This is a genomic window from Qipengyuania vesicularis (genome assembly GCF_019711415.1).
Taxonomy (GTDB): Bacteria; Pseudomonadota; Alphaproteobacteria; order Sphingomonadales; family Sphingomonadaceae; genus Qipengyuania; species Qipengyuania vesicularis.
Genome location: NZ_JAIGNJ010000002.1, coordinates 430,853 through 450,851 on the forward strand (window position 1 = coordinate 430,853; position 19,999 = coordinate 450,851).

Genomic DNA, 19,999 nt, shown 5'->3' on the forward strand with positions numbered 1-19,999 from the left:
GAATTCCCAATGTCCGTAGCAGGTACCTATGACACCGTCGTGAAGAGCCCGATGGGCGACCAGAAGGGCACCTTCACCGTCGTCCCCGGCGACGATGGCAACACCTTCACCGGTTCGATGGCCGGCGGCATGGGCTCGATGGACGTCAAGGACGGCAAGATCGACGGCGACACGTTGACTTGGGCAATGGACATGACGGTCCCGATGCCGATGACGCTCAACTGCAAGGCAACCGTCAATGGCGACCAGCTGACCGGCACCGTCAACGCAGGCGCATTCGGCGACATGGCGCTGACCGGCGAACGCCAGGGCTGATCCGCTAGATCACCTCACGAACACGAGGGGCCGTCGGAGCGATCCGGCGGCCCCTTTTTCGTGCACGCTGCGCGCTGCGCTCAAACGTTGTCGAACGGCCAGACGATGTTGATGAGAAACATGACGAAGAACACGGCGACGAACAATCGCCAATTCCATCCCGCCTTCGTTCCGCCATTTCCGTCCTTGTCCCTCAAGAGGAAAACAAGGATCCCGATGACGATCGCGCTAACTGCGGCATGCGCCAAATCAAAATGCACAATTGGTCTCCCTCATGGCACTGAATTTTCGGATCGGTTCGCGCAGTATATTCATCAACGGGGCAAACGGTCAAAAAATCGCCGTAATTCAGCCTAGCTTGCCAGAAAAGACAGGGAATTCGGGTCGAGTCGTTTCACACGAGTGGCCGCAGCACGCGGCAGGGAGAGACTATGACCCGGACTGCAAGAAATCTTACCGCGAGCGCTGCCCTGATTGCCTTGGTTGCCGTGCCCGTAATGGCAGAAAAGGCAGACCAGCTGCTTTTCCTGAATGGACGGAGCGCCGCCGAGGCCGAACGCCAGCTGGAGGCCAGGGGGTTTCGACACGAAAGCAGCCACGACAGCTATTCGAACGGGTACGTTAACAGTTACTGGTGGCATCGCGGCAATAAGAACTGCATCCGGATCGAAGCCTATGACGGCGGCGTCGTGTCGGTCGCCGACGTTTCGAAGAAGGACTGCGGGCACTCGGGTGGCAGCGATGTCGGTACGGCACTGGGCGTCGCAGCGGGTGCCGCGATCCTCGGCGCTTTGCTGAGCCACAAATCCCACCATCACGATGACAATCGGCACCACAACGACACCGAGGACGAGGCGCATTACGAACGTGGCTACAAGGACGGCTTGTACAATGCGCCCTACCACAATTACGATCGCTCCAACGCCTACTCGGACGGTTACAGCGCGGGCGTAGACGAACGTAATGCCAATCTTCGTCACCATTACGGCCATGGAGGCTACCGGCAGAATGCGCGGTTCAAGGATCTCCAGGGTGCACGTGCACGAACGGGCATGAGCGAGCTCGAGAACCGCGGCTTTCGTCAGGTAGACAACTTCACGAGCGGCAACACTCGCTATTCGATTCAATGGCGCGCAGGTTCGCGGCAGTGCGTACAGGTAACCATCGCGGATGGTCGCTTCTACGATCTGCGCGATATCGGCCGTCATCCAAACTGCCGGTAAGCTGGGGAGGATAGCGATGCGATGCCAGATCGCCTTGGCGGGCGCCTCCGCGCTCGCCCTCGCCGCCTGCGGTGAAACGCCTCCCGAGCCCGAAGCGAGCGCTCCGGAAGAACTCGCCGACTTCCCCGAGAGCCTCGCGCCCTTTGGCGATGGATATCCTGATACCGGCGATCAGTGTCGAAACCTTGGCGAGAGTGCGGCGACTTCGGACTATCTCGATGACAGCGCGATATTGGTCGGCTGCCTTTCCAAAGCATCAGCAGAAGCGCTTGGCGGCAGTATCGTCGGTAATGTCGAGGGCGTTCTGCTCGTAAGCGTTCCGATGGGCGATACCAATGCGACCATGGGCGAGAACGGCCCGACTGGCGGCGGGGACGCGCTCGTCCCAGGCACCGACTATAACGCCACCACGATCTTGCCATGCGGATTCGATGGAGCCGAACCAGCGCAAAGCTGCGATGCGGGCGTTAAGCGCAATTGGGGCGAGGACGGCACACACCTCGTGGAGGTGTTGAAGCCTGATGGCCGCAAGCGCGCGATCTTCTTCAACGGGACCGAACCCTATGGCGCGGACAGCGCGCAAGCGGACGGCTCGGCTGGGTGGGATTTCTCTTCCACACGCGATGGCGACCGAGTGACGATCATCTACGGGCCGGAAACCTATGTTGTCGTCGATGCGCTGATCGAAGGCGGCTGAAAACGAGAGGGCCGCCAGTCTGAACCGGCGCCCCTTCTCACCCTAGCGAAAGATCGAGCGCTTACTCGACCACTTCCATTTCCTCGATAAGGCCCTCGGCCCCATCGACCTTGTCCATCACCCACAGCATGTAGCGCGTATCGACATGGATCGTGCGCGTGGTGCGCGGGTCGAAGTCCCAGTCCGAATTGACGCTCTCGAATGTGCCGTCGAACAGCAGGCCCACGAGCTCGCCGCGCGCGTTGAGCGTGGCCGAGCCGCTGTTGCCGCCAGTGCTGTCGAGATCGGAGAGGAAGTTCACCGGTACCGAGCCTACTTCTGCCGAATAGTACTGCCCGTAATCCCTCTCGCGGATTTTCTTCAGCTGGCGTTCCGGAGCGTTGAACGGATCTTCACCCGTATCCTTCTCGGTGATGCCCTCCAGCGTGGTGAACGGCATATAAGCCATACCATCCTTGGGCGATCCGCCCAGCACCGTGCCGTAGGTCACGCGCAGCGTCGAATTGGCATCGGGATAGGTCAGCACGCCCTGAGAGGCCTGCCATTGGGTGATCGCTTCCATATAGGCGGGACGAAGCGCCAGCGAGCGTCCCGACCGTTCCTCGGCCTGCGCTTCGAGGCCGCGCTCATATTCGTACAGGGCGACGGCCAGCTGCATGAAGGGATCGTCGATCGCCTCCAGTTCGGCTGTGCTGGCATCCATTAGCGCAAGACGCGTCTCGGCATCGCCCAGCGTCGTGCCCGCGTAGTAGGCGTCGAGCTTTGCGGAAAGCGCTGCGTTGTCGAGATCTTCAGTCAGGCCAAGCGCCTCGTCGAACACTGCCACGCGGTTGCCAGCCGGCTCTTTCAGATAAGTCCCGAGGAACAGCAGCCACTGCGCCTTATCGACACCCGCGTCATAACGGCGGTCGAGTGCCTGGAGACCCTGACGGAAGAAGGAGAGGTCGCGATCCTGGTATCCGCGTTCACGCTGCGCATCGGGCTTCTGGCGCTCGTGCGACAGGCGATAGAGCCGCTGCGCCGCCGAGAGGAGCGAGGGGCGCGTCGCGAAATTGTACCAGAAAGCCTGACGGGCGGCTTCGGCGCTCTCTTCGGACAATGCGGTGAGCCCGGAAATCGCCTCGCCATAAGCGGCGCGGGAGGGATCGGCACCAATCCAGGCCGCAAGCGCCTCTTCGCGCTCTGCACGGCGCTCGACGAGCCCGACCCGGCGCGCACCTTCGAGCTGGCCGCGCGTGTTCTTCTCGAAATTGTTAAGGCTGGCGAGCAGCGATTCATACTTCACCCGCGCATCCGATCCTGCGGGCGCGGCCTCCTCGATCGTGTCGACCCAGTCGTTCACCAGCTTGACGTAGGTCGGGTATGTCCAGCTGAAGGTGTTCTCCACCTCGGCGAGCGTCGCATAGCGGGAGGTCGAGCCCGGATAGCCCGCTGCCATCACGAAATCGCCCTCTTTCAGCCCGCTCGCGCTTACCTTGAGGTGATGGTCGGGACGGTAAGGGACATTCTCTTCGGCATAATCGGCCGCCGACCCGTCGGGCGCCACATAGGCGCGGTAAAAGGCGAAATCGCCCGTGTGGCGCGGCCACATCCAATTGTCGATGTCGCCGCCATACTTGCCGATCGCATCCGCCGGAGCATAGACCAGCCGGACGTCGCGCACTTCGAGCCGCTCGATCAGCGTATACTGCGCACCGCCGTAGAAGCTGGCGACAAGGCAGCGGTAACCCGCCTTCTGCTCGCATTCCGCGGTGATATCCTTGCTGCGCTGGTCGACCGTCTCGTAGCGCTCGGTCGGCGACATGGCTTCGACACCTTCGCGCATGCGGGCGGTTACATCGGTGAGCGCGGTCGTCACATAGACGCGCGTGCCGGGTGCTGCGGGAAGCTCATCGCCGAGGGACTTCGCCAGGAAGCCGTTTTCGAGATAGTTGTTCTCTGCCGTCGAATTGTACTGCACCGATCCACGCGCACAGTGATGGTTGGTGACCACCAGGCCCTGCTCCGAAAGAAAGCTGCCGGTGCAGCCCGGAAGCTGGACCACCGCACCCATCGGGAAACCGGTGAGATCCGTGAGCACTTCGGGATCGAGTTCCAGGCCGGTGTCGCGCAGATCGTCGGCGATTTCGGGCAGCTGCTGCGGAGTGAACATGCCTTCCTTGGCGGCAAGCGGCGCGGAAGCAGCGCACGCCAGGAGGGCGGCGACAGTGGCGGTGGTACGCATGAATGGAAGTCCCTTTTCTCTAACGCGCGACCCCTCGCGCGGGATGGAACTTCGCTACCACGTCGCGCACTTGCGGCAATGTCGTTCGTCGAAAAACCGCCTCGTTGCGGACAAAGAAAAGAGCCCCGCCGGATATCCGGCGAGGCCCCTTTCCGATTAGCTATGCAAGCTGCTTACTGAGCGAATTCCTTGGCAGCATATTCGGCCACTTCCTTGATGGCCTTGTCGATGCCGCTCTTGTTCGAGCCGCCCATGAAGCCGCCCGAGACCGAACCTTCACCGCGAACCGTGGCGAGAACTTCGCCTTCGGGCGACACGAAGTCGACTTCGAGGTGGATTTTCGAACCGCCGGCGAACGGGCCAAGCAGGTAACGGGCAGCGCGGCTGCCTTCGTCGAAGCCGACATAACGATACCTGATCGTCAGGCCGTCACCCTTGGCAAAAGGTGCGTCTTCACCTTCGAAGAGCTCCTTGGCGAGCTTCTCTTCGGTGTAGGTGAGGTTGTTTTCGTCAACTTCGACGCGCGAATTGTCGTGCACGATCGTCGCGGTGTCGGTGCGATAGTCGCTGGCATTCGGCGTTTCGACGGTGAGCGCGCCCGAAGCGCATGCAGACAGTGCCAGCGCGAGCGCCGACGCAAACAGTACTTTCTTCATTATGACCCCATTTACAGTCCAAACGAGGTGGGCATTACTTGCACAAAGGCGAATTCGATCAAGCAACAAATGATCGAAATCCGCACAGCAATCGGCCTGCTAATACTTTGCCACTCACTGTGGCAATTTTGTCAGCCCAGCTTGCTCTTCAGCAGCTGGTTCACCACCGCCGGATTGGCCTTGCCCTGCATCGCTTTCATCGTCTGGCCGACGAAGAAGCCGAACAGCTTGTCCTTGCCACCGCGATATTCTTCGACCTTGTCGGCGTTGTTTGCGATGATCTGATCGATAGCCGCCTCGATCGCGCCCGTGTCGCTGACCTGCTTGAGGCCGCGCTCGTCCGCGATTGTCTCGGGCTCGCCGCCTTCCTTGAGGACGATCTCGTAAATTTCCTTGGCCTGACCGCCCGAAATCTCACCCTTGTCCTGCATGGCGAGGATGCTGGCCTGAGCTTCTGCAGTGGCGTTGGCCATGTTCGCCTCATCACCCAGCGACTTGACCACGCCCGGCGCAACCGAAAGCGCCCAGTTGGCGACCTGCGTGGCGACTTTGGGTTCAGGCTTGCCGATCTTGGCAGCGGTAGCGGCGAGCAAGGTTTCGAAGCGGCCGAAGGTTTCGACCTCCGCCGTCAGCTCGCGCGCGTTATAGGGCGTGAGGCCCAGCTCGTTCTCGTACCGCGTGCGCTTGGCATCGGGCAGTTCCGGAAGGCTTGCGCGGCATTCCTCGATAAAGCTGTCCTCCAGCTCGAGCGGCAGCAGGTCAGGATCGGGGAAGTAGCGATAGTCATGCGCATCTTCCTTGCTGCGCATGGTGCGCGTGGTGCCGGTGTTCGGATCGAACAGGCGCGTTTCCTGCTCCACCGCACCTCCATTCTCGATGACATCGACCTGGCGGTTGGCCTCGTATTCGATAACCTGCATCACGAAGCGAACCGAGTTCACGTTCTTCGTTTCGGTACGCGTGCCGAATTCCTCGCCCGGGCGGCGGACCGACACATTGACGTCGGCGCGCATCGAACCTTCTTCCATGTTCCCGTCGCACGAACCGACATAGCGCAGGATCGAGCGCAGCTTGCGGACATAGGCGCCTGCTTCTGCGGGGCTGCGCATATCGGGCTTGGAGACGATCTCCATCAGCGCGATGCCCACGCGGTTGAGATCGACATAGGACATGGTCGGATGCTGGTCGTGCATCAGCTTGCCTGCATCCTGCTCGACATGGATGCGCTCGATCCCGATGTGCTTGTCTTCGGGAATACCGGCCTTCTCGTCCGCCTCGATCAGTAGCTGCCCCTCGCCCACGATGGGGTGGTAGAGCTGGCTGATCTGGTAGCCCTGCGGAAGGTCGGCGTAGAAGTAGTTCTTGCGGTCGAACCGCGAGTACTTGTTGATCTGCGCGTCGATCGCCATGCCGGTGCGCACCGCCTGGCGAATGCATTCACGATTGGGCACGGGCAGCATTCCGGGCATCGCCGCATCGACGAGGCTGACCTGCGTATTTGGCTCGGCACCGAAGGCGGTCGAAGCGCCCGAGAAAAGCTTGGCATTGGAAGTAACCTGCGCGTGGACTTCGAGGCCGATCACGACCTCCCATTCGCCGGTTGCACCGTGGATTGTGTATTTGGTCATGTCTTGCCTATCAATCTTGGCTTGCGCCCTAGGCACCACTTTCGGCGACAGCAAGGGCCTTTCTCAACTGCCTGTCGTAGCGTTCCGGTGGGTCGAAGAACAGCTTTCGCAAACCGCGCGCGGCATCCACCTTCTCCCTGACCAATTCGGGATTGTTGGCGAGTTTCCAGATCGCTTCGGCATAGCTGGACGGATTGTCGACCTCCGCTTCGAAACAGGCGTCCCCAACGACGCGTATGCTGGGGCATGCCTGCGATGTCACCACAGGTCGCAAAGTCAGCACGCCCTCGATCACTGACTTTGCCACGCCTTCTTCGAAATCGGACCGTGTCGGTACGATGACGATATCTGCGTCGCGGTAATGATCCAGCAGTTGCGCGCCCGCCGTAAAGCCATGCACAGTGACGAGCGCTTCAAGGTTGCGGCGAGCAATTTCAGCCCGCAGCTCATCAAGATCACTTCCGGTGCCATGGATATCGAAGTGTACTCTGGGTCCTTCTCGAAGGCTCAGCCTCTCCGCCATTTCGAGCAGATCGAAGACACCCTTGTTTCGAGTGACTCGTCCGGCGAAAATTACTCGGACCTCCTCCCGGCCGCCCTCAGCGATTGAAGGTGGACCGAAGTCCGCGAACATCTTCTCTTTGTAGTCGGGTCGGAGCAGGAATGTGTCGCGCCTATCCGAGCCAGGCATGGCTCTCAGCTCGTCAAGTATCGGCTCGACAATGACCATGCTCGGATCGCCATTCGCCATATGGACGCTGGCCGAAGCGCGGATCAGCAACTCGTGGGGACTGAACGCACTATGGCCGAGCGAACGGATAGCGCAGTGGAACGAGTTGACGAACTTCATGCCCCGGCGCCGGAAAGGCGGCGTGACGAACCAGTATTGCGGTGCATCAGTCATCACGACTGTCCGCGCACCTGCTCCTTCCAGCTCGCTCAGCCTCTCACGGGTCCACCGCACCATGTCCATGTGGTAGCGCAGCCCGCTACTGGTCGGTTTTGGGCGATTGAGAATGGTGAAGTTGCCGTGAGTTTCCTCGTAGGCTTCTCCCGCTTCTGAAGTTATCACAACGCCGGACCGGCCTTGGTCTTCGACTTCATTGAACCAGTGGCGCAAATAGCTTGTGCCGAACAATTCGGTGTGCGCCTCGTCGCGCCAGGCGCGGTACACCTTGCGGGCGTCGACCGGGCCGCTGAGGTAACCGACGACGGGAGGGGGCTGGTTTGAGTTGCTGTTGACCGAGTTCACCGAATGCCCATACGAATATCTTTAACTGTCCTTCGGTTAATGGATATCAACTCAAGGCGATATCGCACAGTAACAGCTTCTCGGTTTTCCTCGGTTTGCCGGGCCCTGTAGAGATCAGTTTGCGGAGTTAGCTTTAACGATGAAAGACCTAGACACTTGCCCGGTCTGTAACAACGCAAATCTAAAGCTGGCCTATTCCGGTCAATCGCTGCGCGTGGCTTCCGAGAAGCACAAGTGGTCGGTGTCACAATGCCGCGATTGCGGACATGGCTTCATCAATCCGCAACCCGAGTGGGACGATCTCAAACATTACTACGACAGCTCCTACGGCGCTTACGAAACATCTCACGGGACGACAGCTGACGATGCGGAGGTGATCGCCAAGGCGCGCAAGGACGGCGAGTTCCGCCACCTCTCGCTGCCAATCGAGGGCAAGAAGATCCTCGATGTTGGAACCGGCGGGGGCTTTTTCCTGCGTATATGCAAGGAACTGGGCGCAGAGGTCCAAGGTGTCGAACCCAGCGAGGTCGCAGCCAAGATCGTGCGCGGCCAGGGGATAGAAGTATTCCATGGCATGCTCGACGATTTCGAAACCGATGAACGTTTCGACATCATCACGGCAAACCAGGTCCTCGAACACACATCCGACCCTGTTGCTACCCTGGCGAAGATGCGCTCACTGCTCGCAGATGGCGGGTTGATCTGGATAGCGGTGCCGAATGCCGATTGCCTTTGGGCGAAGATCCTGGGTGCGCGATGGGATGGGGCTGACCTGCCCTATCACCTGATGCAATTCACCCCTTCCAGCCTGCGAAAGGCGGCGGAAAGTGCGGGTCTGACAGTGGGTGACATGCAGACCGTATCCGTACCATGGATCACGCGCCACTCGATCCGCAAATCGATGCGAGAATACCTCAAGGTGCCCACACCGGTTTCGGGAGTGCTCGTACCGCTTTCGCTGGCGACCGCGATCGGAGAGCGGATGGATAGACGTCGTACCGGCGACAATATGATTTTCGAACTGCTGCCCGCCTGAGTTCGCGGGAGGCGCGCCTTAAGGGTCGCGCCGCACGTAGATCAGGTTCTCGCCCCTGATCAGCACATCAAAGTCCCGCCTGCCCATCTCTGCTTGGAAATTCCGGCTTGTTGCCCGGCCGGCAAACATGTGGTCGTGCGGTTCAATGTAGACGAGTTTTACCTGGTCCAGCCACGCGGTATTCGCGGAGAAGAGGTCGTCTTCGAAGCCTTCGATGTCTATCTTGACTGCGAAGAGTTCGCCACTTTCGACCGAGCGAAGGCACTCGTCGACCGTGACCACTCGGCAGCCACTTTCTGACCGCTCAGTCGTGACCGCATAGGCTTCGACTTCGCTATCAACGGAGACGAAACCCGGTTCGCCGCCGATGGCTGCTTCGACGACATCGATTTGCTTTCGCCTCGCGCAATTCGTGCGCGCCAAGGCCGCGTTGGCAGGATCGGGCTCCACCGCAACGACATGGGCGCGCGGCCATTCTCGTGCGAACCACAGGGCTGCGGCACCGATGTTGGCCCCGGCGTCGATGATGACCGGGACCTTGCCGCGAGCGACCATATCGGCCTCAAACCGCTTCAATCGGTCGACCTGCGCGTCCTGAGGGATCCAGTACTGCTCGTCACGATGGATCTGGCGGACGACTTCGAGGTCGCTCGTCCCGCGTCTTACGCAGATGGTTTCGCCCTTCCCCAAGGGGAGTGTCGAGCCCAGCTTCGCCCGCAAGGCAAAGCCGGGGCCGCCGCGTAGCAGGTCCTTGGCTGTCGCCAATGCGCTAACCTTGAGGGAAAAACTCGCCATGCGGCGATCCTAGGTTCGTCGCCGCGGCCTGCCAAGCTCGGCAAGCTCGCTACGCACAGTGCTCAGGCAGCGGCGCGATCGTGGCGGAAAGAGAGATATTTCTCTCCATCCATGTCGCGATTGACGCGTCCTTCGGTCGCGCCTTGAAAGGCCTCGCTGCAGCCGCCGACAATTCGATCGTGGAGTTCGATACATACCACGCCGACGTCCGCGATCCAGCCGGGCTTGTCTTTCAGGAGCTGGTATTCGCCGCCTTCAATATCGAGCTTGAGGATGTCGACCCCGCCCTTGCCGAAGCGCTCCATCAGTTCGGGGATCGTGACGCAGTCGACCTCGTGCAGGACGCGGCTGTCGGGATGATCATCGGGGCGCTCGACGATGGTGAAGCCCCATTCGCCCGTGCCCCGGTTGCGCAGCTCGATCTTCCCGCTGTGGTTGCTCAGCGCGGCGTTGACCGGGTGGATGTTGGGATAGGCTGCGACATTGCGCTTGAGCAGCGCGAAATTGTCCTGGCTTGGCTCCAGCGTCACAACCGTGGCGTCTGGATAGGCCTTGGCGAATTCGATCGCGGCGGTGCCAATATAGCCCCCACCATCGACGATGAAGCCGTGCTCGAGGTCGGGTACGGCCTTGAACAGGGAATCGAGCTCGCCTCTCAACGATACTGTCGCCGCATCGAGATCCGATGAAAATGTGCGGATATGCACCCGCGTGCCGCCGATGGTCACCGGCACGGTGGTCTTCTTGCCGAGGATCGATGCCGCCAGCCAGCGACCGGCATCGACCGGCCCGGACTCGCGCGTCAGGATCGCGCCATACTTGATCGCGCGTTCGAACTTGGTCCGAATTCTTGCGACAATGCTCATTGCTGGCCGGCCCCCAAACCGTTCTAGAAACGCGAAATTACCACTGGCGCCTATAGGTGTCCATAAAGCTAACGGCCCACCTGTTTGTCACCAATGTCCCGCGTCGGGGCTACCACCACATCTCCGGCTTGGCGTCGAATCCGGCGCGCTGCTGGATCGCGAGGCCTGCGTCGAGCACACCCTGCTCGTCGAAGGGCTTGCCGACCAACTGGAGGCCGAGCGGCAATCCGTCGGAATTCAGCATGGCGGGCACGCTCATCGCGGGCAGGCCGGCGAGCGATGCGGGAACGGCGAAAACGTCGTTCAGATACATCGTCAGCGGGTCTTCGTTGAGAGAGCCCAGCGGGAAGCTGGCGGTCGGCGTCGTCGGCGCAAGGATCACGTCGCACTCGCCGAAAGCCTTCTCGAAGTCCTGCGCCACCAGCGTGCGAATCTTCTGCGCCTGCGTGTAATAGGCGTCGTAGAAGCCGGCGCTGAGCACATAGGTGCCGATGAGCACGCGGCGCTTCACCTCGTCGCCGAAACCGGCGGCGCGGGTGGCGGCATACATATCCTGCAGGCCCGCCCCATCGGGCAGGTCACGCAATCCGTAGCGCACACCGTCATAGCGCGCGAGGTTGGACGAGGCTTCGGCAGGCGCGATAATGTAATAGGCGGGCAGCGCGTATTTGGTGTGCGGCAGCGAGACATCGACGATCTGAGCGCCAGCGTCGCGCAGCATGGCCTTGCCCTGCTCCCAGCTGTCGAGGATCGCCTGGTCGGTGCCATCCATGCGGTATTCCTTCGGGATACCGATTTTCTTGCCCTTGAGGTCTGCCGAAAGGGCCGCTTCCCAGTTGGGCACATCCATCTGTAGGCTGGTCGCATCCTTTGGGTCGAACCCGGCCATGGCTTCGAGCATGATCGCGCAGTCTTCGACACTGCGCGCCATCGGACCTGCCTGATCAAGCGAGCTGGCGAAGGCGACAACGCCCCAGCGGCTGCAACGGCCATAGGTCGGCTTGATGCCGCAAATCCCGGTGAAGGCGGCGGGCTGGCGGATGGAGCCGCCGGTGTCGGTGCCGGTCGCGGCCGGCGCAATGCGTGCGGAGACAGCGGAAGAGGAGCCGCCCGAGGAACCACCCGGGCTCATCGCTGCGTTGGTACCGTCCTTCTTCCACGGCGAAGAGACGTTGCCGAAATAGCTGGTCTCGTTCGAGGAGCCCATCGCGAACTGGTCGAGATTGAGCTTGCCGAGCATGCCCGCGCCCGCATCCCACAGCTTTTGGCTGACGGTGCTTTCATACTCGGGCTTGAAGCCTTCGAGGATGTGGCTGGCTGCGGTCGTCTGCACGCCCTTGGTGGCGAAAAGGTCCTTCATACCGATGGGCACGCCGCCCATCTTGCCGAGGTCCTCTCCCTTGGCGCGCTTGGCGTCAGTGGCGTCTGCCGCAGCGAGCGCATGATCGGGCGTCGTGACGATGAAGGCGTTCAGGTCGGCAGCAGCAGCGACAGCAGCGTTGAAGCTTTCCGCCACTTCGCGCGCAGTGAAGTCGCCGCCGGCCACGCCGTCGCGGATATCCTTCACGCCAAGCTGGGTATAGTCGGTCATTATTCGATCACCTTGGGCACACCGAAAAAGCCATGTTCGGCCACCGGTGCATTGGCGAGCACATCCTCGCGCCGACCGCCCGAAGTTTCGGGGATCGCATCGACGACGTCGTCGCGCAGGCGCAGCGTGTTGGGGATGACCGCGGTCATCGGCTCGACGCCCGAGGTATCGACCTCGCCCAGCTGTTCGACCCAGTTGAGGATATTGTTGAGTTCGGGGACCATGCGATCAAGGTCCTCGTCACCCATCTTGATGCGGGCGAGCGAGGCGATCTTGGCCACTTCTTCGCGTGTGACTGACATGGTGCAGCGCACTAGCCGCGCAGGCGACCTGCTTCAAGCGGCTATGGCGCATGAAACGCTATTCGAACGGGTCGCCTGCCGGTTTGCCATCGATATAGATGCGCCGACCTGTCCATTCGCGGATTTCGACTTGCGATTCTGCGGTCTGAACTGGTGTGGTTTCAACCGCTTCTGCGGCGAGGATCGCTTCCATAGCAGCAGAGCCTACCGCGCTATCGTCGACCGCTTCGCCAAGATCGAAGCTCAGGTTCCGCACGATCCCACTTTCGACCATAGCCACCTTGCGTCGCCCGTCTTCGTCGGCACCAAGATCCAGTGCAACACAAGGCTTGTCGCACTGCCAGCCATTCCCGCGCACGGAGCCGCGCACATGCTCGCGCAACGTTTCGTCTTCGAACTCGAAGCGAATATTTGCGAGGCGCTCTTCGCGGCTCGTATCTCGATAGCCGCGATAGGGGCGCAGTTCCTGTGTTTGCGTTTCACGGGCGATTTTCGCGATTTCGGGATCATCGCTTTTGGTCAGTCTTGCCAGCGCTTCTCGCCCGGCGTCTCCGAAATCCCATCGCAGGGCGGTGAAATCGAATTCATCGACCGGAACCTTGCCGGATTGCAGCCTCGCCAGCTGGTCACGCGTGGAGATGGCGCCGAAATCGAGCAGTGGCAGGGCAAGCAGCAAGGCCAATACGCAAGTGCCAACCGCCAGATGCAGGTTTGCCCGCCGCACACGCTCCATCCAATGCGCCATGCGTCCGCGGATCGGGGCGACAAAGTATGCAACACCATAGGCGACCGCCACGATGATCGCGACGAGGCCCCAGATACGTTCCGGACTTAGGCCGTATTCGCCGATCCGCGTGCCGGTGGAAACCGCCGCCATGATCGAGAGTGGCAAAATGCCCAATGCCAGAACCAGCGCTGCCCAGCGCAGCACACGGTTGCCGCTCGCCTCTTCGTCACCGTTGCGCACGACCGAATTGACCAGCACGAAACTGGCAGCAGCGCAGGACAGCAGCAGCGGTGTCGGGCTGCGGGTCGCTGACCACAGGACTTCAAGCCCGCTCACCAGCACCGCGAGGATGAATATCACCAACGCCACTGCGAAAGGCACGGCGATCAGCGAAAACACGAGCATCACCACAGATTGCAGGGTACCGATGATTTTCAGCTGATTGCGCAGCACGCCCAGCGCAGCACCGAAGGTGACGCCAGAGAACAACCAGCCGAACCATTCCCATTCGAGCAGTTCGTGCAGGAAATCGATGCCGATGGCGCGGAACAATTCGGACAGGAGGTAAGCCAACAGCCATGAAAGCCCCGTAAAGGCCAGAGCACCCGCCGCGCAGATCGCGTCGGTCCAGACGTGGAAATGCGTGGCTTCATAGGATGTGCGCAAGCGCAGCTTGTGGAAGCCTGCCTGGAACAGCGGGAGCGCCAGCGTGATGGAGACAATCGCAGCGGCAAACCAGTACCCCTCATCGGCGTAGTGGTCTTCCGCCCGCGCTACGCGCCAGGCGATCCCGGCCATGACCGCGCCGACCAATGTGGCGAATACGAGCGGCTCCTTCCACCGATCGCGGTCGAGCGAGAAGGCAAAGGCCAGTGGTCCGAAGAATACCAGCGCGGTGAGCGCCGCGCGCCATGGCTGGACGTCGTCGTAATCCCAGTCGCTCGCGAAATGGACCAGCAGCCCGGCCACGCCGAGCAATCCCGCCAGCAACCAGGGGCGCAGCGACCATTCGCCATCCGGTGCAGTCGGTACTGCAGTGGGGTCCTGGGACATGACGACTTCCTCCTCCGTTACGGGAGGCTAGCCGATCATGCGGGATGTTCCACGCCTGCCACCGGATTTACCGGTGGAAACAGCGCCCTATTCGCCTTCAGGGGCCGGTCCCAGAGCGCCCATCATGGCCTGTAGCTGCTGGACCTTGGCCTCGAAATCGGCGCGGCTCATGATATCCATGACTTCGACTTCGAACACGAGGTCCGCATTGGCCGGGATCGGCGAACCTGGAGGCGGCGCAGCGCCATAGGCCTGGTCGGCAGGAATCGACAGTTCGTATTTGCCGCCCTTTTCCATCTGCGTCAGGCCGGTCAGGAATCCGGGGATCAGTCCGCCCTCTTCGAGCAGCATTGGCGTGCCTTCGGGGAAGAAGCCGGGTGGGATCGGCAACGGTTCGGACCGGTCGAATTCGGTGCCGTCTGCCAGCTTGCCGACGTAATTCACGAAGACCACGTCGCCCATCTGGGCTTTCGGGCCTGTGCCTTCGGTCAGGACCTCGAGGTCGAGCCCCTTGGGCTGTGCGGCCCAGGCCAGCCCGCCACCCAGCAGAATGGCGACGAGCACGCCGAGCCAAAGCTTGGTCAACGAGCCCTTCTTGATGGGCTGGAGCGGCACGCGGGTAATCTCGGTCATGTAGGTCTTGTCCTGATACGCAAAGGGCGCGGATTTCTCCGCGCCCTCATGGCTTGGCTTGAAAGCTAAGGCAACGGCTTACTTGATGCCGTCACGCTCCATGCGCTTGCGCTCGAGCTTGCGTGCACGGCGAACCGCAGCAGCCTTTTCACGGGCGCGCTTTTCGCTGGGCTTCTCGTAGTGACGACGCAGCTTCATTTCGCGATACACGCCTTCACGCTGCAGCTTCTTCTTGAGCGCGCGGAGGGCCTGGTCGACATTGTTATCGCGAACCATGATCTGCATAAACTTCAATACCTCGACTTTACGGGCCAGAGCCCGCGGAAAGGCGGGGTAAGCCTCCTTGAATTTGGGTTTCGCTCTTTCAACGAAAAGCGCGCCGAATCCGTTCCGGACCGGCTCGAATGGCGCGCACATACGGATTCGCGTCGAAAAACGCAAGAGCGTAAGGGCACCTTTCGCAATGGCCTTCCAGTCGCTAGGGGATCGGGCATGTCCAATCTTTCTCCCATGGTCGCAACCCTGCACGTCGCCCTTGGCGGCGCAGCCGGTGCGGTTCTGCGCTACCAGACCGGCCGCGCGATGACGCAATGGCTCGGCGCGCCGATCGTGTCGGCCTTCCCTTTCGCCACGCTTGCCGTCAACGCGATCGGCAGCCTGCTGATGGGCTTGCTCGCCGGCTGGCTGGTCCGCCACGGGAATGAAGGGAGCGAGCAGATGCGCCTTCTCTTGGGGGTAGGCGTTCTCGGAGGCTTTACGACCTTCTCCGCTTTCAGCCTCGAAATGGTGCTGATGATCGAGCGCGGGCAGTATCTGTTCGCTTCGCTCTACGCGGTACTGTCCTTTGCGCTGGGTATCTCCGGATTGATGGTCGGGCTTGCAGTGATGAGGATGGCCGGGTGAAGACTTCAGACGAGGTCCGGACCTTCACGGTCCAGGCAGACGATGACGGCATCAGACTGGACCGCTGGTTCAAGCGCCACCTGCCGCAGGTAGGCTTCGGCACGGTCAGCAAATGGGCTCGAACCGGACAGGTCCGGGTCGATGGCGGCCGCGCCAAGCCCGACGATCGGCTCGCCGAGGGCCAGCAGATCCGTGTTCCACCGGGGGGCGACGCACCGCACAAGCAGGCAAAGCCGAAGCGCGACCTGACAAAGGCGGAGCATGAGCAAGCCGCGGACATGCTTATCAAGCAGACCACGAGCGCGCTCGTCATCAACAAGCCACCGGGCCTTGCTACACAGGGTGGGACCAACACTTTCAACCATGTCGACGGCCTGCTCGACGCTTATATGGAAGAGGGCTACGAACAGCGCCCGCGTCTCGTCCACCGGCTCGACAAGGACACCAGCGGTGTCCTTCTGGTGGCGCGCACCCCCGGCAGCGCGGCGTTCTTTTCCAAGCGATTCTCTGGCCGCAGTGCCAAGAAGATCTACTGGGCGCTCGTCGTCGGCGTTCCCGAGATCAAGGAAGGCGTGATCGAAGCTCCGCTCGCAAAGCAGCCCGGTTCAGGCGGCGAGAAGATGCATGTCGATCACGAAGGCGGCCAGCCGGCCAAGACCAAGTATCGCGTCGTCGACAGCGCAGGCAAGAAGGCCGCCTGGCTCGAGCTCCAGCCCCTGACCGGTCGCACCCACCAGCTGCGCGTCCACTGCGCGGCCATGGGTCACCCGATCGTGGGCGATGGCAAATACGGTGGGAAGGACGCTTTCCTGACCGGCTCGGTCAGCCGCAAGATGCACCTCCATGCGCGCCGCCTGATCATCGACAGTCCGGATGGCGGCAAGCTCGACGTGACGGCTGAACTGCCCGAACATTTCGCCGCCAGCATGGAGCAGATCGGCTTCGACGAGGACGCCAGCGATGCGACACCGATGCGCGACGATCCTCCGCCGAAGTCGCGCGAGGAGAAGAAGCAGCAGGCGCGCCAGCATGCCAAGAACTATCGCAAGTCCCAGCGCGGCCCGCGCCGTGCGCGTGGTGGGTCCGGCGGCAAGCCCAAGGGCCGTCCGGGCGCGAAGGGCAAGCGCTGATGCATCCCAACCCGAACTTTCGCGAGCAGGACAGGTCATTCCATCGCGGGCTCATCGAGCAGGTCGGGTTCGGGATGGTGTTTTGCTCAACCCCCGATGGCCCGCGCGTGGCGCATTCACCGGTTATCCTCTCGGGGGAATTCACGCTGCGATTCCACCTTGCGCGGGGAAATGCGCTGACGAAGCACCTGCCATCCTCGCGCGCGCTCATCGTGGTCAACGGCGCAGACGCCTATATCTCGGCGCGCTGGTACTCCGATCCCGACCAGGTTTCGACCTGGAACTATCTCGCTGCCGAAATGGAGGGCCAGGTAAGTGCGATGGACCGCGAAGGGTTGGTATCGCTGCTTCAGGCCCTGACGGCACGGCACGAAGCGCGGCTGCAACACGGCACACCCTGGAGCATGGACAAGCTCTCCGAGACCCATCGCGAGCGTCTGCTCAAGGCCATCGTCGGCTTCGAGATGCAGGTCGATGACTGGCGCGAGACGGTGAAGCTTTCGCAGAACAAGTCGGCCGAGGTTATTGGGGAAGTCGTAGCCGGGCTGGAAGCCGAGGGGGAGAAGGAGATGGCCGGACTGATGCGGGGATACCTCACGTGAACCGGATGGTGATCTTCGATTGCGACGGCACGCTGGTCGACGGGCAGGCCGCGATTTGCGATACGATGGACGAGGCTTTCGCCGCCGCGAACTTGCCCGCGCCCGATCGCAATACGGTCCGGCGGATGGTGGGCCTGAGCCTCCCGCAGGCGCTGGAAATCCTCGCTCCCACAGCCGACGAGAAGCAACGTGAAGCCGCCCTCTTGGCCTATCGGGCAGGCTATCGCACGAGACGCGAGACCAGCATGCTCGAGGAGCCTCTGTATGAAGGGATGGCAGAGCTGATCGAGCGGCTCGGCGCGGCTGGCTGGCTGCTCGGTGTCGCCACTGGCAAGAGCGATCGCGGGCTTCATGCCTGCCTCGACACCCACGGCATCAAGCAGCGCTTCGTGACGCTGCAAACCGCCGACCGCCACCCTTCCAAGCCCCATCCGGCCATGCTCGAAGAAGCACTGTCGGAAGCGGGTGTAACCGCAGATCGCGCTGTGATGATCGGCGACACGACCTTCGACATGGATATGGCGCAGGCCGCCGGAGTGCGCGCTATCGGCGTGTCCTGGGGCTATCACGAACCACACGAACTGCTCGAAGCCGGCGCTATCGGCGTCGCCGCAACGATGGAAGAACTGGAGAGGCTGATCAATGGCCGAAGCTGACCCCGCAGCCCGCCGTTTCTGGATCCTGCAGATGGCGCGCTTCGGTGCGGTGCTGATGGTATTCGCAGGAGCGCTCATCATTGGCCGCATCGTCGAACTGCCGGAGATTGTCGGCTACTTCCTGCTGGTGCTTGGCGCAGCGGAGTTCTTCTTCGTCCCGATGCTGCTGTCCAAAAGCTGGAAATCCGACGAGCAATGAAGCGTTTCTACAAGGACGTCACCACGGCCGGGACCGACCTCGGCTGGACTATCTCGCTCGACGGGCGACCGATCAAGACGCAGGGCGGCCAGCCGCAGCTGGTGCCAACGGAGGAATTGGCCGAGGCCATGGCCGAGGAATGGCGCGGCCAGGGCGAGGACATCGATCCCGCTGCCTTCCCCTTTCGCGACATGGCAGACTACGCGATCGACGTGGTTTCTCGCGATACCGCGCCAGTGATCGACAAGCTGCTGGGTTATGCCGAGACCGATACGCTCTGCTATCGCGCCGATCCCGAGGAAGCGCTCTACCGCAGGCAGCAGGAAGTCTGGGAGCCGATCGTTACACGCTTCGAACAGCGCGAAGGCGTGAGCCTGCACCGTATCAGCGGCATCCTCCACCGACCCCAAAGTGGTGAAACGACGGCTCGCCTGCGCACCCGCCTTGCCACGCTCGATCCTTTCACCCTCACCGCGCTCGAACAGACTACTTCGCTCGCCGCGTCGCTCTGCATCGGCCTCGAATCGATTCGCAACGGAGCCGAGGGGGAGAAACTGTGGGATGCGGCCAATCTGGAGGAGGATTGGCAGGCCGAACTCTGGGGAATTGATGCAGAGGCGCAACAGCGCCGTGACAAACGCAAGACGGACTTCCTGCGCGCAATCGCGTTTGCCCGCGCGGCAACCCTTTGATTTACCCAATCCTTTGAACGGATGCCCTAAGGGAAACACGTAGACACCCGCATGTTGCGGAATGGAACGCCGTACCCGATCTATGGTTAAAGCGTTGGTAACCATTCATCTCGGGTCGGTATAAGACGGGCGTGGCAAAGACCGTTTCAGATACGCCATTCGGGCGCGCGAAAAATTGGGCAGGTGGCAAACGCAGGGCGGTTGCGACCGCCGTTGTCGCGTGCCTGCTGCTGGGAGGTGGCGGCGTGGTCACTTTCGTTCCGCAGGCCGGCCATGCAATGCAGCAGGCGGCTTCGCAGCTGGGCGAATTCCTCGCCCGCTCGCCCGGCGAACGCACCGACGCAGAACTGTTCCAAGGCAAGGGCAAGGGTGACGGCGAACTCGATTTCGCGATGCCGGAAGAACCCGCTCAGCGTGCACTTGGCAAGATCATCGACCCGCTCGACGAAGACTTCGTTGAAGAACCGCTTGGCAAGGACCTTGCCAATACGCCGATCCTCACCCTTCCCGAATTTGCCGAAGATGTCGGCAATCCGGGCGGCGGCGCCCCCACTCCCGATCCGTTCCTCGTTGGCCTGCTGACCGGCGGCGGTGGCGGCGGCGATGGCTCTGGAGGCGGCGGCGGTGGCGGCGGCTCCGGTGGCGGCGGCTCCGGTGGCGGCGGAGGCGGCGGTGGCGGTGGCGGCAATCCCCCTCCACCTCCTCCCATTTCGGCAGTTCCCGAACCCGATAGCTGGGCGATGATGATCCTTGGAATGGGCCTTGCCGGCGCAGCGCTGCGTCGTCGCCGCAAGATGCTCCTTGTCGCGAAGGCCTGAG

23 protein-coding genes are annotated in these 19,999 nt (G+C 61.8%); 11 read left to right on the plus strand and 12 right to left on the minus strand.

The features are described from left to right. The first annotated feature begins 9 nt into the window (after positions 1-9). Positions 10-315, plus strand: coding sequence for a hypothetical protein (locus K3146_RS07650; protein ID WP_221545684.1), 306 nt, complete (start codon positions 10-12; stop codon positions 313-315). Positions 316-395: 80 nt separating this feature from the next. On the opposite strand, the gene K3146_RS07655 is transcribed toward K3146_RS07650, so the two are convergent. After that, positions 396-575 (minus strand): hypothetical protein, encoded by a 180-nt coding sequence (locus K3146_RS07655; RefSeq protein ID WP_221545685.1) that lies wholly within the window; start codon positions 573-575, stop codon positions 396-398. Between the two features lie 171 nt (positions 576-746). Between K3146_RS07655 and K3146_RS07660 the strand changes: the two genes are divergently transcribed. Together K3146_RS07660 and K3146_RS07665 are read left to right on the plus strand one after the other, a co-directional pair. Then, positions 747-1,538, plus strand: a complete 792-nt coding sequence (locus K3146_RS07660) for a hypothetical protein (protein ID WP_221545686.1) — start codon at positions 747-749, stop codon at positions 1,536-1,538. A 16-nt stretch (positions 1,539-1,554) separates the two neighbouring features. Continuing rightward, on the plus strand, positions 1,555-2,235 hold the full coding sequence (locus K3146_RS07665) for a hypothetical protein (RefSeq protein ID WP_221545687.1): 681 nt from the start codon (positions 1,555-1,557) through the stop codon (positions 2,233-2,235). 61 nt (positions 2,236-2,296) lie between these two features. Here K3146_RS07665 and K3146_RS07670 read toward each other — a convergent pair whose 3' ends face one another. The 4 genes from K3146_RS07670 to K3146_RS13630 form a co-directional block, all read right to left on the minus strand. Next, a complete protein-coding gene (locus K3146_RS07670) occupies positions 2,297-4,459 on the minus strand; it encodes a S46 family peptidase (protein WP_221545688.1) in 2,163 nt (720 codons plus the stop codon). Positions 4,460-4,632: 173 nt separating this feature from the next. Beyond that, positions 4,633-5,115, minus strand: coding sequence for a DUF4410 domain-containing protein (locus tag K3146_RS07675; protein ID WP_221545689.1), 483 nt, complete (start codon positions 5,113-5,115; stop codon positions 4,633-4,635). A gap of 131 nt (positions 5,116-5,246) precedes the next feature. After that, positions 5,247-6,743: an Asp-tRNA(Asn)/Glu-tRNA(Gln) amidotransferase subunit GatB gene (gene gatB / locus K3146_RS07680; protein WP_221545690.1), complete on the minus strand. Its 1,497-nt coding sequence runs from the start codon at positions 6,741-6,743 to the stop codon at positions 5,247-5,249. Positions 6,744-6,771: 28 nt separating this feature from the next. After that, on the minus strand, positions 6,772-7,995 hold the full coding sequence (locus tag K3146_RS13630; protein ID WP_221545691.1) for a glycosyltransferase family 4 protein: 1,224 nt from the start codon (positions 7,993-7,995) through the stop codon (positions 6,772-6,774). Between the two features lie 139 nt (positions 7,996-8,134). Here K3146_RS13630 and K3146_RS07690 point away from each other — a divergent pair, with 139 nt between their 5' ends. Next, positions 8,135-9,031 carry a class I SAM-dependent methyltransferase gene (locus K3146_RS07690; RefSeq protein ID WP_221545692.1) on the plus strand — a complete coding sequence of 299 codons (897 nt, stop codon included), beginning with the start codon at positions 8,135-8,137 and terminating at the stop codon, positions 9,029-9,031. 18 nt (positions 9,032-9,049) lie between these two features. Here the strand turns inward: K3146_RS07690 and K3146_RS07695 are convergent, their stop codons facing one another. The 7 genes from K3146_RS07695 to rpsU all read right to left on the minus strand — a co-directional run bounded on the left by K3146_RS07695 (position 9,050) and on the right by rpsU (position 15,283). Further along, positions 9,050-9,826: an FkbM family methyltransferase gene (locus K3146_RS07695; protein ID WP_221545693.1), complete on the minus strand. Its 777-nt coding sequence runs from the start codon at positions 9,824-9,826 to the stop codon at positions 9,050-9,052. 62 nt (positions 9,827-9,888) lie between these two features. Beyond that, positions 9,889-10,692 carry an FkbM family methyltransferase gene (locus tag K3146_RS07700; protein WP_221545694.1) on the minus strand — a complete coding sequence of 268 codons (804 nt, stop codon included), beginning with the start codon at positions 10,690-10,692 and terminating at the stop codon, positions 9,889-9,891. A gap of 109 nt (positions 10,693-10,801) precedes the next feature. Next, positions 10,802-12,283, minus strand: coding sequence for an Asp-tRNA(Asn)/Glu-tRNA(Gln) amidotransferase subunit GatA (gatA, locus tag K3146_RS07705; protein WP_221545695.1), 1,482 nt, complete (start codon positions 12,281-12,283; stop codon positions 10,802-10,804). Further along, on the minus strand, positions 12,283-12,585 hold the full coding sequence (gatC, locus tag K3146_RS07710) for an Asp-tRNA(Asn)/Glu-tRNA(Gln) amidotransferase subunit GatC (protein ID WP_221545696.1): 303 nt from the start codon (positions 12,583-12,585) through the stop codon (positions 12,283-12,285). The genes gatA and gatC overlap by 1 nt, the downstream gene beginning before the upstream one ends. 58 nt (positions 12,586-12,643) lie before the next feature. Then, positions 12,644-14,365 carry a DUF4153 domain-containing protein gene (locus K3146_RS07715; RefSeq protein ID WP_221545697.1) on the minus strand — a complete coding sequence of 574 codons (1,722 nt, stop codon included), beginning with the start codon at positions 14,363-14,365 and terminating at the stop codon, positions 12,644-12,646. Positions 14,366-14,452: 87 nt separating this feature from the next. Beyond that, complete coding sequence (locus K3146_RS07720) at positions 14,453-14,998, minus strand: FKBP-type peptidyl-prolyl cis-trans isomerase (RefSeq protein ID WP_221545698.1); 546 nt, start codon at positions 14,996-14,998, stop codon at positions 14,453-14,455. 78 nt (positions 14,999-15,076) lie between these two features. Next, a complete protein-coding gene (gene rpsU, locus K3146_RS07725) occupies positions 15,077-15,283 on the minus strand; it encodes a 30S ribosomal protein S21 (protein ID WP_006834591.1) in 207 nt (68 codons plus the stop codon). Between the two features lie 207 nt (positions 15,284-15,490). On the opposite strand from rpsU, the gene crcB reads away from it, so the two are divergent. From crcB to K3146_RS07760, 7 genes are all read left to right on the plus strand, one after another. Next, the gene (crcB, locus tag K3146_RS07730) at positions 15,491-15,901 is read left to right on the plus strand and encodes a fluoride efflux transporter CrcB (RefSeq protein ID WP_221545699.1); all 411 of its coding nucleotides are present in this window, start codon (positions 15,491-15,493) and stop codon (positions 15,899-15,901) included. After that, positions 15,898-17,031 (plus strand): RluA family pseudouridine synthase, encoded by a 1,134-nt coding sequence (locus tag K3146_RS07735; protein ID WP_221545700.1) that lies wholly within the window; start codon positions 15,898-15,900, stop codon positions 17,029-17,031. The genes crcB and K3146_RS07735 overlap by 4 nt, the downstream gene beginning before the upstream one ends. After that, positions 17,031-17,633, plus strand: coding sequence for an FMN-binding negative transcriptional regulator (locus tag K3146_RS07740; RefSeq protein WP_221545701.1), 603 nt, complete (start codon positions 17,031-17,033; stop codon positions 17,631-17,633). The genes K3146_RS07735 and K3146_RS07740 overlap by 1 nt, the downstream gene beginning before the upstream one ends. 5 nt (positions 17,634-17,638) lie before the next feature. Further along, on the plus strand, positions 17,639-18,289 hold the full coding sequence (locus K3146_RS07745; protein ID WP_221545908.1) for an HAD-IA family hydrolase: 651 nt from the start codon (positions 17,639-17,641) through the stop codon (positions 18,287-18,289). Next, complete coding sequence (locus tag K3146_RS07750; protein ID WP_221545702.1) at positions 18,276-18,488, plus strand: hypothetical protein; 213 nt, start codon at positions 18,276-18,278, stop codon at positions 18,486-18,488. Before K3146_RS07745 ends, K3146_RS07750 begins: the two co-directional genes overlap by 14 nt. After that, positions 18,485-19,180 (plus strand): ATP12 family chaperone protein, encoded by a 696-nt coding sequence (locus K3146_RS07755; RefSeq protein WP_221545703.1) that lies wholly within the window; start codon positions 18,485-18,487, stop codon positions 19,178-19,180. The genes K3146_RS07750 and K3146_RS07755 overlap by 4 nt, the downstream gene beginning before the upstream one ends. 131 nt (positions 19,181-19,311) lie before the next feature. Then, entirely contained in the window at positions 19,312-19,998 is a 687-nt protein-coding gene (locus K3146_RS07760) for a PEPxxWA-CTERM sorting domain-containing protein (RefSeq protein ID WP_345723986.1), read from the plus strand. Position 19,999: the final 1 nt, after the last annotated feature.

Coding starts and splice junctions, on each gene's coding strand:
- K3146_RS07650 (WP_221545684.1), top strand. CDS start 10: ATGTCCGTAGCAGGTACCTATGACACCGTCGTGAAGAGCCCGATGGGC.
- K3146_RS07660 (WP_221545686.1), top strand. CDS start 747: ATGACCCGGACTGCAAGAAATCTTACCGCGAGCGCTGCCCTGATTGCC.
- K3146_RS07665 (WP_221545687.1), top strand. CDS start 1,555: ATGCGATGCCAGATCGCCTTGGCGGGCGCCTCCGCGCTCGCCCTCGCC.
- K3146_RS07670 (WP_221545688.1), bottom strand. CDS start 4,459: ATGCGTACCACCGCCACTGTCGCCGCCCTCCTGGCGTGCGCTGCTTCC.
- K3146_RS07675 (WP_221545689.1), bottom strand. CDS start 5,115: ATGAAGAAAGTACTGTTTGCGTCGGCGCTCGCGCTGGCACTGTCTGCA.
- gatB (WP_221545690.1), bottom strand. CDS start 6,743: ATGACCAAATACACAATCCACGGTGCAACCGGCGAATGGGAGGTCGTG.
- K3146_RS07690 (WP_221545692.1), top strand. CDS start 8,135: ATGAAAGACCTAGACACTTGCCCGGTCTGTAACAACGCAAATCTAAAG.
- K3146_RS07695 (WP_221545693.1), bottom strand. CDS start 9,826: ATGGCGAGTTTTTCCCTCAAGGTTAGCGCATTGGCGACAGCCAAGGAC.
- K3146_RS07700 (WP_221545694.1), bottom strand. CDS start 10,692: ATGAGCATTGTCGCAAGAATTCGGACCAAGTTCGAACGCGCGATCAAG.
- gatA (WP_221545695.1), bottom strand. CDS start 12,283: ATGACCGACTATACCCAGCTTGGCGTGAAGGATATCCGCGACGGCGTG.
- gatC (WP_221545696.1), bottom strand. CDS start 12,585: ATGTCAGTCACACGCGAAGAAGTGGCCAAGATCGCCTCGCTCGCCCGC.
- K3146_RS07715 (WP_221545697.1), bottom strand. CDS start 14,365: ATGTCCCAGGACCCCACTGCAGTACCGACTGCACCGGATGGCGAATGG.
- K3146_RS07720 (WP_221545698.1), bottom strand. CDS start 14,998: ATGACCGAGATTACCCGCGTGCCGCTCCAGCCCATCAAGAAGGGCTCG.
- rpsU (WP_006834591.1), bottom strand. CDS start 15,283: ATGCAGATCATGGTTCGCGATAACAATGTCGACCAGGCCCTCCGCGCG.
- crcB (WP_221545699.1), top strand. CDS start 15,491: ATGTCCAATCTTTCTCCCATGGTCGCAACCCTGCACGTCGCCCTTGGC.
- K3146_RS07740 (WP_221545701.1), top strand. CDS start 17,031: ATGCATCCCAACCCGAACTTTCGCGAGCAGGACAGGTCATTCCATCGC.
- K3146_RS07745 (WP_221545908.1), top strand. CDS start 17,639: ATGGTGATCTTCGATTGCGACGGCACGCTGGTCGACGGGCAGGCCGCG.
- K3146_RS07750 (WP_221545702.1), top strand. CDS start 18,276: ATGGCCGAAGCTGACCCCGCAGCCCGCCGTTTCTGGATCCTGCAGATG.
- K3146_RS07755 (WP_221545703.1), top strand. CDS start 18,485: ATGAAGCGTTTCTACAAGGACGTCACCACGGCCGGGACCGACCTCGGC.